This window comes from Ensifer sp. D2-11, from assembly GCF_054161295.1.
This window is the reverse complement of sequence record NZ_CP096434.1, coordinates 659,220-676,571: the sequence shown is the minus strand read 5'-3', so window position 1 is coordinate 676,571 and position 17,352 is coordinate 659,220. Positions and strand designations below refer to the sequence as shown.

10 protein-coding genes are annotated in these 17,352 nt (G+C 62.1%); 9 read left to right on the top strand and 1 reads right to left on the bottom strand.

Annotation, left to right across the window (positions count from 1 at the left end; all coding sequences use genetic code 11):
- Positions 1–33: 33 nt before the first annotated feature.
- Positions 34–2,511 carry a GcvT family protein gene (locus tag M1D34_RS20310; RefSeq protein ID WP_498784011.1) on the top strand — a complete coding sequence of 826 codons (2,478 nt, stop codon included), beginning with the start codon at positions 34–36 and terminating at the stop codon, positions 2,509–2,511.
- A 15-nt stretch (positions 2,512–2,526) separates the two neighbouring features.
- On the opposite strand, the gene M1D34_RS20305 is transcribed toward M1D34_RS20310, so the two are convergent.
- Entirely contained in the window at positions 2,527–3,396 is an 870-nt protein-coding gene (locus M1D34_RS20305) for a LysR family transcriptional regulator (protein ID WP_498784009.1), read from the bottom strand.
- A 108-nt stretch (positions 3,397–3,504) separates the two neighbouring features.
- Here M1D34_RS20305 and M1D34_RS20300 point away from each other — a divergent pair, with 108 nt between their 5' ends.
- The 8 genes from M1D34_RS20300 (at position 3,505) to M1D34_RS20265 (ending at position 17,309) form a co-directional block, all read left to right on the top strand.
- The gene (locus M1D34_RS20300) at positions 3,505–5,175 is read left to right on the top strand and encodes a Na/Pi cotransporter family protein (protein WP_498784007.1); all 1,671 of its coding nucleotides are present in this window, start codon (positions 3,505–3,507) and stop codon (positions 5,173–5,175) included.
- Positions 5,176–5,276: 101 nt separating this feature from the next.
- Positions 5,277–6,473: a 2-aminoethylphosphonate--pyruvate transaminase gene (locus M1D34_RS20295; protein WP_498784005.1), complete on the top strand. Its 1,197-nt coding sequence runs from the start codon at positions 5,277–5,279 to the stop codon at positions 6,471–6,473.
- Between the two features lie 26 nt (positions 6,474–6,499).
- Positions 6,500–7,774: a phosphonoacetate hydrolase gene (gene phnA / locus M1D34_RS20290; RefSeq protein WP_498784003.1), complete on the top strand. Its 1,275-nt coding sequence runs from the start codon at positions 6,500–6,502 to the stop codon at positions 7,772–7,774.
- Positions 7,771–9,228 (top strand): phosphonoacetaldehyde dehydrogenase, encoded by a 1,458-nt coding sequence (gene phnY / locus M1D34_RS20285; RefSeq protein ID WP_498784001.1) that lies wholly within the window; start codon positions 7,771–7,773, stop codon positions 9,226–9,228. The genes phnA and phnY overlap by 4 nt, the downstream gene beginning before the upstream one ends.
- A 231-nt stretch (positions 9,229–9,459) precedes the next feature.
- A complete protein-coding gene (locus M1D34_RS20280) occupies positions 9,460–10,482 on the top strand; it encodes a putative 2-aminoethylphosphonate ABC transporter substrate-binding protein (RefSeq protein ID WP_498783999.1) in 1,023 nt (340 codons plus the stop codon).
- An 89-nt stretch (positions 10,483–10,571) separates the two neighbouring features.
- Positions 10,572–11,735 carry a putative 2-aminoethylphosphonate ABC transporter ATP-binding protein gene (locus tag M1D34_RS20275; protein WP_017276684.1) on the top strand — a complete coding sequence of 388 codons (1,164 nt, stop codon included), beginning with the start codon at positions 10,572–10,574 and terminating at the stop codon, positions 11,733–11,735.
- 5 nt (positions 11,736–11,740) lie between these two features.
- Positions 11,741–13,783 carry a putative 2-aminoethylphosphonate ABC transporter permease subunit gene (locus M1D34_RS20270; protein ID WP_498783997.1) on the top strand — a complete coding sequence of 681 codons (2,043 nt, stop codon included), beginning with the start codon at positions 11,741–11,743 and terminating at the stop codon, positions 13,781–13,783.
- Positions 13,784–13,967: 184 nt separating this feature from the next.
- Positions 13,968–17,309 (top strand): M10 family metallopeptidase C-terminal domain-containing protein, encoded by a 3,342-nt coding sequence (locus M1D34_RS20265; protein WP_498783995.1) that lies wholly within the window; start codon positions 13,968–13,970, stop codon positions 17,307–17,309.
- Positions 17,310–17,352 lie beyond the last annotated feature (43 nt).

Sequence of the window (17,352 nt, the reverse complement as noted above, 5' to 3'; positions counted from 1 at the left end):
TATGCTGACACCAGTCCATTGGGAGGTCGGTTCATGGGGCAGGAATTTCCAACACAGGCGCGGGTCGTCATCATCGGCGGCGGCATCATAGGCTGCTCGGTCGCCTATCATCTCACGAAGCTCGGCTGGACCGACGTGGTCCTGCTGGAGCAGGGGCAACTCAGCGGCGGGACCACCTGGCATGCGGCCGGCCTTGTCGGGCAGTTGCGCAGCCATGCCAACATGACCGGCCTCATCCGATATTCGACGCAGCTCTACAGTGAGCTGGAGGCAGAGACGGGCCTTGCGACGGGCTGGAAGAATTGCGGCTCGCTCGCCGTGGCGCGCACGAGCGATCGCATGACCGTGCTGAAGCGGACCGCAGCCTCGGCGCGGGCGCAAGGGGTTGCCGTCGAGGTGATCTCACCGCGGGAAGCCGCCGATCTCTGGCCGGTGATGGCGATGGACGATCTCGTCGGAGCCGTCTGGCTTCCGGGAGACGGCAAGGCCAATCCGACGGACCTCACCCAGTCGCTGGCGAAGGGGGCGCGCAACCGCGGCGCCCGCATTATCGAGCGCGTGCGCGTGACGGGCATCACGGTCAAGGACGGGACGGTGCGTGGCGTCGAGACCGACCGGGGCGATATCGCCGCCGAAATCGTCGTCAATTGCGCCGGCCAGTGGGCGCGCAAGGTCGGGCTGATGTGCGGCGTGACGGTCCCCCTGCACTCGGCCGAGCACATGTATATCGTTACCGGCAAGATCGAGGGGGTGCATCCGGACCTGCCGGTGCTGCGCGACCCGGACGGCTACATCTATTTCAAGGAGGAAGTCGGAGGTCTCGTCATGGGCGGCTTCGAGCCGGAAGCCAAGCCCTGGGGCATGAACGGCATTCCGGACGACTTCGAATTCGCCTTGCTGGCCGATGATTGGGACCAGTTCGAGATTCTGATGCAGAACGCGCTCGTGCGCGTGCCGCAGCTCGAAACGACCGAGGTCAGGAAATTCTACAACGGCCCGGAGAGCTTCACGCCGGACAATAATTTCATTCTCGGCGAGGCGCCGGAACTGCGGAATTTCTATGTCGGCGCAGGCTTCAACTCCATGGGCATCGCCAGCGCCGGGGGCGCCGGGCGGGCTCTCGCCGAATGGATCGTCAATGGTGCGCCGACGATGGATCTCTGGCCGGTCGACATTCGCCGCTTCGCGAGCTTCAACAACAACCCGCGCTGGCTGCACGACCGGGTGAAGGAAACGCTCGGACTGCACTATGCGATGCCATGGCCGAACCGCGAGCTGCACACGGCGCGTCCATTCCGGCGCTCGCCGCTCTACGACCGGCTTGCCTCCAAGGGTGCATGCTTCGGTTCGAAGATGGGATGGGAGCGCGCGAACTGGTTTGCCGAAGCAGGCCAAAGATCGGAAACGGACTATGCCTTCGGTCGGCAGAACTGGCATGAGGCGGTAAAGCGGGAGATGAACGCGACGCGACAAGCTGCTGGGATATTTGATCAAACTTCATTTGCCAAACTGCTTGTGCAGGGGCGGGACGCAGCGAAGACGCTCAACCGCATCTGCGCCGCGGACGTCGATTTCGGGATCGGCCGGTCGGTCTATACGGGCATGCTCAACGAACGGGGCGGCTATGAAAGCGACCTGACGGTGATGCGGCTCGCCGCCGACCGGTTCCTCATCGTCACCGGATCCGCGCAGGCGGTGCACGACGCCGACTGGATCCGCAGGAACAACTCACCGGACGCCCATGTCACCCTCACCGACGTGACCTCGGCTTACGCGGTGCTGGCGCTGATGGGACCGAATGCGCGCGACATACTCGGGCGGATCACCTCCGCTGACCTCTCGAATGCGGGCTTTCCCTTTGCGACCATCCGTGAGATCGACATCGGCTATGCGACGGCCTACGCCAACCGAATGACCTATGTCGGCGAACTCGGCTGGGAACTGATCGTGCCCAGTGAATTTGCCGTGGGCGTTTACGAGGCGCTGCACCAGGCGGGGCGCGATCTAGGGCTCGTCGATTGCGGCTATTACGCTCTCGAGGCGCTCCGCATCGAGAAAGGCTTTCGCGCCTGGAGTCGCGAATTGACGCCCGACATCAATCCTCACGAAGCGGGGCTCGCCTTCGCCGTATCGTTCGACAAGCCGGGCGGCTTCATCGGCCGCGAGGCTTTGATGCGGGCAAAGCAGGCCGGCGCCCCTGTCAGACGCATCGTGCAGTTCACCCTGGATGATCCCGAGCCGATGCTTTGGGGCGGGGAACTCATCCTGCGTGACGGCAAACCTGTCGGCGAAGTCCGCTCAGGCGCCTATGGCCACACGCTTGGCCGCTCGGTCGCACTCGGTCTCATCGAGGATCGTGGAGGGGTCGATCGGGAGTTCATCGCAAGCGGGCGTTTCGAGATCGATCTTGCCGGTGAGCGCCACCCGGCAACCGCTCACCTGAAGTGCCCCTATGACCCGAAGTCGGAGCGCGTGCGGGCGGATGTCGGGAAGCCGCGAGCCGCCGCCTGAAGCGGGCTGCTCCATTCACCTCTCCGCCAGCGAGCGGGCAATCTCGAAGAAGGCGCGCACGAGCTTTCCGCCGCTGCGCTCCTTCAGGCAGATCAACGCCTCGTCCATCAGCATTTCTGCGCCCACGATCTCGATCGGCGCGAGACGTCCGTCCCGGCCGAATTCCGCGGCAGAGACGAAGCCTACCCCGGCACCGGCCGCGACGATCTCCCGCACGGCCTCCCGGCCTTCCGCTTCGATGGCGGGCTTCAGGGCGACGCCGGCGGCGGCTGCGAAATCCTCGAGCTTCTGCCGCGTCTTCGAACCGCGCTCGCGCATCACCAGCGGTTGGCCCGAGAGTTCCTCGAGACTGACGGTGCTGCGCCGGGCGATCGGATGTTCGGTCGATGCGAAAGCGATGATCGGCGTCGAGTTCAGCTTGACGATGTCGAACTCCCGGCTTTCGGGAACCTCGCCGAGCACGCCGATGTCGGCCTCGTAGGAATAGAGGCTGGTGATGACCGTTTCCGTGTTGCCGGCCCTCAGCGAGATCTGAACCGACGGATATTTCTGACGAAAGGCCGCGAGGATGTGAAGCAGATGGTGGGCGGCGTCGGCGACGATGCGAAGCGTGCCGGCCCGCAATGCGCGCGATTCCGAAAGCAGATCGAGCGCCTGCTGCTCGGTGTCGAACATGCGGCGGGTGATTTCCAGCAGCTGGTGACCGGCCTGGGTCAGCTTCACCTGTTTCTTGTTCCGGTTGAAGAGGAGCACGTCATATTCCTCTTCCAGCTTGCGCACCTGATCCGACACGGCCGGCTGCGTGAGGAACAGCGCCTCTGCCGCACGGGAGAAGCCTCCACAAACCGCAACATTGTGGAACGCGCGAAGCTGGACGTAACGCATGGGCCCTCCCAATCATAAGCTTATCTAATCAAACGATAGAAACGAACGATTTGATTTATGTAAAGGGAAAAGTGACGGTCTTCGGATTGGTTTCCGGAGCGATTGAAAATGACTCTCGTTGCCCTCTCGCTGCATCTCGCCGGCGCGACCGTACTGCTGCTCTACGCGGTGCATCTCGTCCGCAGCGGCGTCGAGAACGCCTATGGCACGTCGTTGACGCGTGTGCTTGCCAGGGGAGGGGAGCGACGCATTTACGCCGCCGCGAGCGGCACGTTCCTTGCAGTCCTGTTGCAAAGCTCGACCGCCGTGGCAATGCTCGCCTCCGGTCTTTCGGCGAGCGGCTATCTTACCCTGAACACCAGCCTTGCCGTCCTGCTGGGAGCGGATCTCGGCTCGGCGCTGGTGGTTCGTGTTCTTTCGTTCGACCTGGGTTGGCTGTCGCCGCTCCTGCTTGCGGCCGGCGGGCTGCTTTACCTGAAGGGCAGAAGCGACAAGCCCCGCGAACTCGGCCGCATGCTGCTCGGCATCGGCTTCGTCCTCATGTCGCTGAAGCTTATCGGCGAGGCGACCTTGCCGTTGAAGCAGAGCGACGTGTTGCCCGCCGTCGTCGGCTATCTCGCGAAGGACCAGGTGACGGCCTTCGCGGCTGCGATGCTCTTCACCTGGATCGTGCATTCGAGCGTCGCGGTCCTGATCCTCATCCTCGGTTTTGCCGCACAGGGACTTTTGCCGGTCGAGGGAGGCCTGCCGCTGATCCTCGGAGCCAATCTCGGCAGCGGGTTGATCGCCATGTGGCTGACGCGCGGGTTTTCAGCCGAGGCGCGGCGCGTCGCCGCCGGCAATCTCCTCTTCCGGGCTTTCGGCGCCGCGATCGCCTTGCTGGTGATCGGCCCCTTGTCGGCAGAACTTCAACATCTTGGCGCTACCCCGGCGGAGCAGCTCGTTCATTTCCATCTGGCCTTCAACGCCTGCCTCGTGATCGTTTGCCTGCCGCTTTCGCAGCTTGCCGCCAGCGCCGTAACGTCGCTCATCAAATCGGATCTCAAGAGCTCCGAAGACAGCGACACACTTGCGCGACGAATCAGCGCGCTCGACCAGGCTCTGCTCGACAGCCCCGACGCGGCCCTCGCCGCCGCGACGCGCGAGGTGCTGTTCATGGGCGAAGTGGTCGAGCGGATGCTTTGTCCGGTGATGGAGCTTCTGGAGCATCCGAGCCCGGCGAAGATCGAGGAAATCCGCCGGCTCGACGGATATGTCAACCGCGCCCACCGCGACATCAAGCTCTATCTCGCAGCAATCCATCGCGGCGTGCTCGACGAGCGTCAGTCGCGGCGGGGTGTAGAACTCATCGACATCGCCATCAATCTCGAACATGCCGGCGACATCGTATCCAAGACCCTGGTCGAAATCGCCCGCGACAAGCTGGAGAACGGCAACAACTTCTCCGACGAGGGCTGGACCGAGCTCAAGGCGCTTCACGCCAGCGTGCGCGACAACATGCGTCTCGCATTCAACCTGCTGGTGTCGGATGACCCGGCGATGGCGCGAAAGCTCGTCCGGGAGAAGGAGCGGGTACGCGCGCTCGTGCGGGAAAGTCACGAACGGCATCTGGCGAGATTGCGGGCAGGGCGCGCGGAAAGCGTCGAGTCCAGCAACATGCACCTCGAAGTCGCGCGGGCACTCAAGGAGGTGAACTCCCTCCTGGCCACGCTCGCCTATCCGATCTTGAAGCAGCGAGGGGATCTGCTCGAGAGCCGGCTTGCGCTCGTCAAAGGGTGATAAGCTAAATCGATGTATCGATATGAAATATCGATTTTACAGATACATTCGAGATCGCCATCCTCGCCCTGTCCCGGCAGTTCTCAAAGGAAAGAAACCAGATGCCCGCAGATGCAAAGACGAATGACGTTCTCGAAACGCCGAGATTGGGTGAGCCGTACCTGCTGACGCCTGGACCGCTGACCACCGCCTTTTCCGTAAAGGAGGCGATGCTGCGCGACTGGGGGTCATGGGACGGTGACTTCCGGGGCATGACGGCCGAGTTGCGTCGCGAACTGCTTGCGATTGCCGGAGACGAGAGCGGCCAATACGATTGCGTCCCCATGCAGGGCAGCGGCTCCTTCTCCGTGGAAGCCATGCTCGGCAGCTTCATTCCCCGCGATGGCAAGGTTCTGGTGCTGATGAACGGAGCCTACGGTCAGCGCATCGCCCAGACGCTCAAATATCTCGGCCGTGCTCACGTCTCGATCGACAAGGGCGACTATATGCCCCCGCGCGGCAGCGAGGTTGCGGCCGCTCTCGATGCAGATCCGGCAATCACCCATGTCGTGGTCGTCCATTGCGAGACGAGTTCGGGCATTCTCAATCCTCTCGAGGAGATTTCGGAGGCAGTCTACAGCCGCGGCCGCAAGCTGCTGGTCGACAGCATGAGCGCCTTCGGCGCAGTGCCCGCAGGTGTCGGTGATTTCCGCTACGAGGCGATCGTTTCCTCCGCCAACAAATGCATCGAAGGCGTTCCGGGTTTCGGCTTTGTGATCGCGCGAAAATCGGAACTGGAGGCTGCGAAGGACCGCAGCCATTCCTTGAGTCTCGACGTCCATGCGCAATGGGCCTACATGAACAAGACGGGCCAATGGCGCTTTACTCCGCCGACCCATGTCGTCGCCGCCTTTCTCGCGGCGCTGCGGCTGCATCGCAAGGAAGGCGGCGTTGCCGGACGCGGCGCGCGTTACGCGAACAACCGCGACGTCATGGTCGCCGGCATGCGCCAGCTCGGCTTCGAGACACTGCTTGGTGACGAATGGCTCTCGCCCATTATCGTGACCTTCTTCAGCCCCGCCCATCCGAACTTCAGTTTCGAGCGCTTCTACGAACTGATGAAGGCGAGGGGCTTCATCATCTATCCAGGCAAGCTCACCGTCGTCGACAGCTTCCGGATCGGCTGCATCGGCCAGATGGACTCGCATGTGATGCAAAAGGTGGTCGCCGCCGCCGCCGAGAGCCTCGCTGAGATGAGGGTCGACACCGCCACCCCGCCGGCGCTCGCGCTCGCCGAGCGCGCCCGCCTCGCCGCCTGACCGATCACCCCTCCAGGAGCACAACAATGAACCAGATGTCCAAGATTTCGGTGACGGTGAATGGCCGCCGCTATCCATGGCCCCGCGTGCCGGCAATTGCGGTCTGCCTCGACGGATGCGAGCCGGCCTATCTCGATGCAGCGATCGACGCCGGGCTGATGCCCACGCTGAAACGCATCAAGGAACGGGGCGCCGTGCGGCTGGCGCACAGCGTCATCCCGAGCTTTACCAATCCCAACAATCTCTCGATTGCAACCGGCAGCCCGCCGGCGGCGCACGGAATTTGCGGGAACTACCTCTACGAGCCGTCGACGGGCGAAGAGGTGATGATGAATGATCCGAAGTTTCTGCGCGCGCCCACCATTTTCCAGGCCTTCTATGATGCAGGCGCCCGGGTCGCGGTCGTCACGGCGAAGGACAAGCTGCGGGCGCTGCTCGGAAAAGGGCTCCGTTTCGACGAAGAACGCGCCGTCTGCTTCTCGTCCGAAAAATCGGACAAGCCGACCCGCGCGGAGCACGGAATCGACAATGCTTCCGCCTGGCTCGGCCGGCCGGTTCCCGAGGTCTATTCGGCAGCGCTTTCGGAATTCGTCTTCGCTGCGGGCGTCAAGCTGCTCAGGGAGTTTCGTCCCGACATCATGTATCTGACGACGACCGACTATGTTCAGCACAAATATGCTCCCGGCGTCCCGGAAGCCAATTCCTTCTACGAAATGTTCGACCGATATCTCGCCGAACTGGACGGGCTCGGAGCAGCCATCGTGGTCACCGCCGATCACGGCATGAAGCCGAAGCACAAGGCGGACGGCTCACCCGACGTCATCTATGTTCAGGACCTGCTCGACGAATGGCTGGGCAAGGATGCAGCCCGCGTCATCCTGCCGATCACCGACCCCTATGTCGTGCATCACGGCGCGCTCGGGTCCTTTGCCACCGCCTATCTTCCGGACGGATGCGACCGCAGCAAGATCATGGCAAGGCTGAAAGCGATCCAAGGCATCGACGTCGTGCTCGACCGCGAGGAGGCGTGCCGGCGCTTCGAGCTGCCGGAAGACCGCATCGGCGACATCGTACTCGTCTCATCCGAAAACAAGACGCTCGGCACCAGCGAGCACCGGCACGACCTGGCCGCACTCGACGAACCGTTGCGCTCCCATGGCGGGCTGACCGAGCAGGAGGTTCCCTTCATCGTCAACCGCGTGCTGCCCGAACTCCCGAACGCTCCCCGTCTTCGCAACTTCGATGCGTTTTTCTACGCGGTCACGGCGGCGGCCGAGGCCGGTGCGGAGGGCGGGCTATGACGAAGGCGGAGGTCACAATCGCGGTGCGCCACGAACCGATGCGAATAGCCGGCCGCCTTGTCGACACGGACGACCGCGTAGAAGTCCGCTATCCCTGGAACGACACTGTCGTCGGCACCGTACCCGCCGGCCGCGCCGAACACGCAAGAGAGGCTTTTGCGATCGCGGCCGCCTATCAGCCGAAGCTCACGCGCTACGAGCGTCAGAAAATCCTGCTGGCGACCGCGGAGGCGCTGGCCGCCCGCAAGGAGGAGATTTCCGACGTCATCACGCTGGAACTCGGCATCTCGAAGGCGGACTCGCTCTATGAAGTCGGGCGCGCCTTCGACGTCTTTACGCTTGCCGGCCAGATGTGCATCCGCGACGACGGCGAGATCTTCTCCTGCGACCTCACGCCCCACGGAAAGGCGCGCAAGATTTTTACGATGCGCGAACCCCTGACCGCAATTTCGGCGATCACCCCGTTCAATCACCCGTTGAACATGGTGGCGCACAAGGTCGCGCCGGCGATTGCGACCAACAACTGCGTGGTGGTGAAGCCGACCGAGCTCACGCCGATGACGGCGCTGCTGCTCGCCGACATTCTTTACGAGGCCGGCCTGCCGCCGGAAATGCTTTCGGTCGTCACCGGCTGGCCTGCCGATATCGGCATGGAAATGATCACAAACCCGCATGTCGATCTCGTCACCTTCACGGGCAGCGTTCCTGTCGGGAAACTGATCGCCGCCAATGCGCACTACAAACGCCAGGTACTCGAACTCGGCGGCAACGACCCGTTGATCATCCTCAACGACCTGTCCGACGACGACCTCGCCCGGGCCGCCGACCTTGCGGTCGCCGGGGCCACGAAAAATTCCGGCCAGCGCTGCACGGCAGTCAAACGCATTCTTTGCCAGGAGAGCGTCGCGGACCGTTTCGTGCCTTTGGTTCTCGAACGGGCGAAACGCTTGCGTTTCGGGGATCCGATGGACCGGTCTACCGATCTCGGGACCGTCATTCACGAAAAGGCGGCGGCACTTTTCGAGGAGAGGGTGATGCGTGCGGCGGAGGAGGGGGCCGACATTCTCTACCATCCCGGGAGAAGCGGCGCGCTCCTGCCACCGATCGTCGTCGATCGGGTGCCGCATCAGTCGGACCTCGTGCTGGAGGAGACATTCGGTCCGATCGTTCCGATCGTGCGGGTTCCCGACGACGATGACGCAACGATCACCCTGTCGAACTCCACGGCCTTCGGCCTCTCCTCCGGCGTCTGCACCAATGATTACCGCAGGATGCAGAAATATATAGCCGGTCTGAAGGTCGGAACGGTCAACATCTGGGAAGTGCCCGGCTATCGCATTGAAATGTCGCCCTTCGGCGGAATCAAGGACTCCGGAAACGGCTACAAGGAAGGCGTGATCGAGGCGATGAAAAGCTTCACCAACGTCAAGACTTTCTCGCTCCCTTGGCCGTAAGGGATCTGCCTCCCGCAGTAGAGGAAGGAGCGGCCCTGGCCGCTCCTTTTCATTTCGATGAGCATTGCGACGCAATATAAGCTGAGGCAATGCTTATATAAAATAAATAGATTTTACTTATCGATCTATCCCCCGCAGATTTCCCAGGCAGGGCGGACTTCAGGGCGCGCAAGTCGCCGTTGCCGCCGCGAGAGCTTGCCAATTCGAATGCCAACAAAAAGGGGAATTAGCATGCCGTTTTCAAAGATCTTCCTGAGCACAACGACTGCCCTCATCCTCGCATCTTCCGCCGCCTATGCCGAAACCGAGCTCACGGTCTACACGTCCATCGAAGCGGTCGACCTCGACCGTTACAAGGAGACATTCGAAAGGGCCCACCCCGACATCAAGATCAATTGGGTCCGCGACTCCACCGGCGTCATGACGGCCAAGCTTCTGGCGGAGAAAGACAATCCGCAGGCCGACGTGGTCTGGGGCGTGGCTGCGACATCGCTGCTGCTGCTGAAGTCAGAGGGCATGCTCGAACCTTATTCTCCGAAGAACGTAGAGGCGCTCGACCCGAGATTCGTGGACGGCGACAAGCCGCCGAGCTGGGTGGGCATGGACGCATATGTGGCGGCTCTCTGTTACAATACGGTGGAGGCCGGGAAGCTCGGCCTGACGCCGCCGACCAGCTGGAAGGATCTCACGAAGCCCGAATACAAGGGCCATGTCGTGATGCCCAACCCCAATTCCTCCGGCACAGGCTTCCTCGACGTCTCCGCCTGGCTTCAGACGTTCGGCGAAGAGGAAGCCTGGTCTTTCATGGACGCTCTGCACGAGAACATCGCCGCCTATACTCATTCGGGCTCCAAGCCTTGCAAGATGGCGGCATCAGGCGAAACCGTCATCGGCGTATCCTTCGAATTCCCGGGCGCCAAGGCCAAGACGTCGGGCGCGCCCATCGATATCATCTTTCCTTCCGAAGGATCGGGTTGGGAAGCCGAGGCCACGGCGATCATCGCCGGGACGGCCAATCTCGAGGCGGCGAAAACGCTGGTCGACTGGTCGATCAGCAAGGAAGCCAACGAGATGTACAATGTCGGCTATGCCGTCGTGGCTTATCCCGGGGTCGCAAAGCCTATCGAGAACCTTCCCGACGACGTCGCCGACAAGATGATCAAGAACGACTTCGAGTGGGCCGCAAACAACCGCGCCCGCATTCTGAAGGAATGGCAGAAGCGTTACGACGCGAAATCCGAGCCCAAGTCCTGATCCGCATGCATCTCCCGGGAACGTTCGGCGCTTGGCCACGAGCGTTCCCGTCAAGTCTCATCGAATGCATATTGCCCAGGAGCTTGCGGATGAAACATGCAACAGCCCCCGCGGAGCCGGCCATGCCCGCCTCCGCTACCCGTCAGATCGAAGGACGGCCATTCCTCGAAATCGACGGCCTCTGGAAGGCCTATGGCGATTTCGTCGCGCTGCGCGACATCGACCTTCAGGTGAAGGAGGGCGAATTCATCTGTTTCCTCGGACCTTCCGGCTGCGGAAAGACCACGCTACTGCGGGCCATCGCCGGCCTCGACATCCAGTCGCGGGGCACCATTTGCCAAGGCGGGCAGGATATTTCGCGGTTGCCGCCGGCGCAGCGGGACTATGGCATCGTCTTTCAGTCCTATGCGCTCTTCCCGAATCTTACCATCGAGAAGAACATCGCCTTCGGGCTCGAGAATATCGGCCGCCCGCGGCGCGAAATCGCCTCACGCGTCTCTGAGCTTCTGGAGCTCGTCGGTTTGAGCAGCCAGGGCCGGAAATACCCGGCCCAGCTATCCGGCGGACAGCAGCAGCGCGTGGCTCTTGCCCGCGCCATGGCGATCTCGCCGGGGCTGCTGCTTCTCGACGAGCCCCTGTCGGCGCTCGACGCCAAGGTGCGCGTGCATCTGAGACACGAGATCAAGGAACTGCAGCGCAAACTCGGCGTCACCACGATCATGGTCACGCACGATCAGGAAGAGGCGCTCTCCATGGCCGACCGAATCGTCGTCATGAACCAAGGCGGCATCGAACAGGTAGGTACGCCGACCGAGATCTATCGCCACCCGAAGACACTCTTCGTCGCCGACTTCATCGGAGAGACCAATCAGTTCCCCGCAACGGTCGGGAAGGGGGCGCAGGTCGAGATCGGGCACACGCGATTTGCCTGTGCCGAGCACCGGCTGCCATCAGGTGCATCGGTCGTAGCCGCTGTCCGGCCGGCCGATATCATCCCGCACGGCGCCGCCGCCCATCGGGCGACCGGGCTCGATGCCGTGGGCAATGCGGACAATCTCATCGACGCGCATGTGGAGGATATGGAGTTTCTCGGCATGTTCTGGCGCACACGGCTCTCGGCCCCGCGCCTGAAAGAGAAGGCGCTCGTGGCGGACTTCTCGACGAACGCGGTTCGCCGCCTGAGCATCGAGATCGGCAGCGCCATCCAGGTCGAAATCCCGCAGGAACGCCTGCTCCTTTTTGCAAAGGCCTGACGCGAATGACGCTTGCTGTCGATTTCCTTCCGCCCGGCCGAGCCGTTCGCCAGCAAATTTCCGGCGATGACTGGCTCAAACGCGCAGTCATGCTCGTCGTCGGCATCTATCTGGTTGTTGCACTTGCGCTACCGCTCTTCGTGATGCTGTCGAAGTCGTTCTCCACCTACACGTTCGATCTCCACCAGTTCGAGTTCCAGGTGAGCGACCAAAGCGGGCAGGGGTGGAGCGATCCCGTTACCGCCGCGGCGCTCAATGCCGCCGTCGCCGCCTTCCCGGAAAGCGACCTCAAGGCCAGCGCCGACGGGCGGCTGCAGGCGGCGAAGCTTTTCCCGGATTTCAGCTTCCGCAGCCCGGTCAGATATCGCATCCGCGGCACGAGCGACGAGACGCACTTCCTTGCCGGTTCGCAGCTGGTGCGCGGTACCGCGTGGGAGGAATATGACAGCAACAATTTCCGCCGGGTGATGCTGCGGCCCTCGCGCTCGACCGGGCTCTCCAACTTCGCCGAGTATTTTTCAACGCCTTCTCTGGTCCGTTCGATCAAGAATTCGGTGACGATGGCGCTGATCAGCACCGCAGTCACGCTCGTCGTCGCTTTCGGGCTGGCCTATGCCCTGAACAGGAGCCGAATGCCGGGGAAGGGGCTGTTCAAGCTCATCGTCACGATCCCGATCCTCGTTCCGTCCCTCTTGCCGGGCATCGCGCTCGTGTACCTGTTCGGCAACCAGGGCGTCTTCAGGGATCTGCTGCTCGGCCATTCGATCTATGGGCCGCTCGGCATCGTCGTGGGCTCGGTATTCTTCACGCTGCCGCACGCCTTTCTGATCATATCGACGGCGCTCTCGGTCGCCGACGCCCGTCACTACGAGGCGGCGACGTCGCTTCGCGCAAGCAAGTGGCGGACCTTCTGGACGGTGACCGTGCCCGGCGCCCGATACGGTTTGATCTCCGCCGCCTTCGTCGTCTTCACGCTGGTCATAACCGATTTCGGCCTGCCCAAGGTCATCGGCGGGCAATATGGCATGCTTGCCGTCGATATCTACAAGCAGGTCATCGGCCAGCAAAATTTCGAAATGGGCGCCGTCGTCTCGGTCATTCTGCTCGTTCCGGCATTTCTGGCCTTCGCGGTGGATCGCCTGACACAGCGCCGGCAAGTGGCCCTGCTGTCTGCGCGCGCCGTACCCTATGAGCCGAAACCGCGGCGCGGCTTCGATGCGGCATGCTTTGCTTTCTGCACGCTGGTCGCAGTCTTCGTGCTCGGCATGATCGGCATGTGCCAGGTCGCGGCGCTCGTGAAGTTCTGGCCCTACGATCTCAGCCTGTCGCTGCGCAACTATGCCTTCGATCTCATGGATGGCGGCGGCTGGGACTCCTATTACAATTCGATCCGGCTCGCTCTCATGACGGCTGTCATCGGCTCACTGATCGTGTTCACCGGCGCCTACATGGTCGAAAAGACCAAGGGCTTCGGGCTCGGCCGGGCGACATTCCATATGCTCGCCATGCTTCCGATGGCCGTGCCGGGCATGGTGCTGGGTCTTGCCTATATCTTCTTCTTCAACAGTGCCGCAAACCCGCTTCACGGCATCTACGGCACGATGACGATCCTGGTGCTGTGCACGGTCACGCATTTCTACACCGTCGCCCATCTGACGGCGCTCACTGCGCTGAAGCAGCTGGACCCGGAATTCGAGGCGGTGGCGGGTTCTCTGAAGATTCCTTTCTACAAGCTCTTCTTCCGGGTCACACTGCCGGTTTGCCTCCCTGCCGTGCTGGAGATCGCGATCTATCTCTTCGTCAACGCCATGACGACGGTCTCGGCGGTCGTGTTCCTCTATGCCACGGACACCAAGCTCGCCTCGGTTGCGATCCTGAACATGGACGATGCGGGCGACATAGCCCCGGCGGCCGCGATGGGCATGATGATCTTCTACACCAATGTCGCGGCAAAACTTCTTCACGCGTTTGTATCGCGGCTTCTTCTTGCCCGCACACAGGGCTGGCGGCGTGTATCGCAGAGTGCAGCGGCTACCGTTCCGCACTGACCGCCGAGCCGGCTAACGTGACGTCACCCCCGCCTTTGTGGGGGTGACAAGTCGAAGTTTCCAATCTCATTATTTCGGGTGGGGCTGACGGGCAGGCGCACGCCATGCGTGCGGGGTGGAAAATTGGCAGCTGCAGAACGGCACAGCCGTAAATGCGCACAATCGTCAGAGAGGGAAGCTTACGATGCCGAACCCTAGCCGGACCAGCGACAATTGGTGGATCAACGATCAGACGCCGGATAACCCTTACGGCAAGAGCGAGGACTATGAGTCTTTTCTCGACTACCTTGGGGCGTTGCCCCGCAGTCTGACGCCGGAAATGGCTGCGGGAACGCTGAGGATCAACGTTTACGAGCTCAACGATCACCCCGAATACAAAGCCGCCGCGATAGGCGCCTTGCAGATGTGGGCATCCGTCACCCCACTGAAGTTCGAGATCGTCGACGACACACCGTTCGACAGCACGACGGACTGGATGGAGGTCGTCAGCCCCGAGCTCGGCGAGGAGGACGATGGCAGCGCCTATTCGAGCAACCGTTATGTCAGCATCGGTCAGCGTTTCCACGACACGGAACCCAATAAGACGGATATCGGCGGCTATGTCTTCGATTCCTTTATCCATGAGTTCGGCCATGAATTCGGGCTGAACCATCCCGGGCTCTACAATTACAGCGGTCCCGGCGGCGTGCAGATCAACTACCTGAACAATGCGACCTGGACCTATGATCGCCAGCAATACAGCGTCATGTCCTATTTCGATGGGATCGATGTCGGGGAAACCAGCCGCTGGTCTGCCTCGACCCCGCTCATGGCCGACATCGAGGCCGTCATCCGCCGCTTTTTCTCAACCGTCGACGAGAATGGAGTGCGTACCTATCAGCACATCGACCTCAACACAGGGGACAATGTCTACGGCTTCGGGAGCACGCAGTACGGCTACCAATTGACCTCCTCCGGCATGCAGCACGACATCGGTTTTGCCATTCATGACACCGGCGGGGCCGACACGATCGACTTCTCCGGCTCGACCGCGGGTACGATCCTCGACTTGCGCGCCGGACAGTTCTCAAGTGTCAACGGTCACAGCAATAATGTGTCGATCTTCGCCGGACACAATGCGGATGCGGCCGACTATTACATCGAGACGGGGATCGGCAGCAGGTTTGACGACATCCTGATCGGCAATGACGGCGCCAACACCCTGGACGGCCGCAGCGGCGGCGACCGCATGGCTGGCAACGGCGGCGACGATACTTATTTCGTCGATTCGCTGGAGGACATCGTTCGTGAGGAGGCCAATGGCGGCAACGACACGGTCATCCTCCTGTCCAGGAACCTGAAAATCAGGAAAATCGCCAACGTCGAAAACATCATCTACGCCGACGAGTCGACAACCCAGCCGGGCGGCGGCGGCGGCGCGTCTCCGCCCAGCGCCGGGGACAACACGATGACCAGCATCATCTTCGGCGGCAACGGAAATGATACGCTCGACGGCGGCGCCGGCGACGACACGATTTTCGGCCGGGGAGGAGACGACCTGATCATCGGCGGCCGCGACTCGCTCGCCAGCCGCGATATCAACAACACGATCGATGTCGAAGATCTTGAAGACCAGACCGAAAGCGAGGATGGCAACGATACGCTCTACGGCGGCGGCGGGAACGACACCATTCTTGGCGGCCAGGGCAACGATATTCTCGACGGGGGCGCCGGCGACGATGTGCTGAGCGGCCAGGACGGCGTGGACATATTCAGGGGCGGGGCAGGCGTCGATACTGTCGATTTCAGCAAGGAGAGCCCTTTCCAACTGCTCGTCAACCTTGCCACGAATGTCGCCAGCGGCGGCACCGCCTCAGGCGACACTTTCTACAGCATCGAAAACCTCATCGGTTCCGATGACCGCATCGACCGCTTCATCGGCACATCCGCCGCAAATCATTTCTGGGGCCAAGGCGGCGGTGATTATTTCAATGGCGGCGACGGCAATGACATTCTGGATGGCGGCAACGATGGCGATATCCTGTATGGCGAAGCCGGCAACGACACGGTCATCGGTGGCGCCGGTCAGGACTATCTGGATGGTGGTTCCGGTATCGACACGGTCGTCTATGCGGGCAGCCCGGACGGCGTGACGATCGATCTTGCCAACGGCACGGCCAGCGGCGGCGACGGTGATGGTCCGGTGCAAATCGTCGGCCGAGGCGCAGTCATCCGGCACGATATTCTCGTCGGCTTTGAAAATGCCGCCGGGTCGTCGTTCGATGACCATCTCATCGGCAATGCCCTGGCCAATGAGCTCTCCGGCAGTGCTGGCGACGATACGCTGACCGGCGGCGGCGGCGCCGACAGATTGAACGGCGGCGCCGGCAGCGACACGGCGGACTACGCTGACGCAACGAGCGGCTTGAGGCTTGGTCTCGCTGGAGGCAGGTCCGGCGGAGATACATATGTCTCCATCGAGAATCTTGCAGGGTCGGGATTTGGCGACCGACTGACCGGCAACGGCGCAGCCAATGTGTTGACCGGCCAAGGAGGAAACGACACGATCGACGGCGGCCGCGGCGACGACACCCTGCTCGGCGATTTTGCCTATCAGGGGGACGCGCCGCCACGTCCGGGCATGGGAAGCGGCTACGCCACGCTTGGACCGGACGCGGCGAACAACTCTATCGCAGCCGCGTTCGACATTTCCAACAACTTTTCTCTGACCAGCGACCCCGATATCTTCGATTCGACAACGATCCTTCATACCACCGTCAACGCCACCGGAAACGGTCAGGGCGGGTACTACAAGATCGATCTGGCGGCCGGTACGGTCATTACGATCGACATTGACGGAATTGCCGATCCGAATGTCCATGACAGCTGGGTCAGGCTGCTCGACAGCGCCGGCAACATCGTCGCTCAGAACGATGACGGCGGCGGCGACCACGGCTCTACAAGCAACCGGGATTCCAGCCTGGTATTCGTGGCTCAGGAGACCGGCACCTATTACATACTGGAAGGCAGCTGGTCACCGACGGCGCCGGGCGATGGCTGGGCGGAAGCCGTCCCGGCAGGCTCGACATATGAGTTGAACGTATCGGTCGAGTTCCCCCCTCAGCCGGCCCAGCCGGGTGTTGCGGGATCCGACACGCTCATTGGCGGCGGAGGCAGCGATCTGCTGGACGGCGGTCTGGCGGCCGACACGCTCACCGGCGGCGCGGGAGAGGATACATTCCGCTTCTCGACGGCGCTTGGAAACGGCAATGTCGACTGGATCAAGGACTTCAATGTCATCGACGATACGATCCTGCTGGACAACCTCATCTTCGAGAGCGTGGGGGGCGAAGGCGCTCTCGCTCTGGGTGCATTTTACGGGAGTGCGGGGGGCGTCGCTCATGACGCCGACGATCGCATCATCTACGATGCCGATAGCGGCGTCTTGTCCTATGACGCCGATGGCGCCGGAGAAATCGCGGCGATTCAATATGCGCAGCTGAGCACAAATCTGAAGCTTTCGGCGGCCGACTTCATTATTATCTAACCTGATAGTGGATGGGGCGCTTTCAGGCGCCCCATCTACGCCG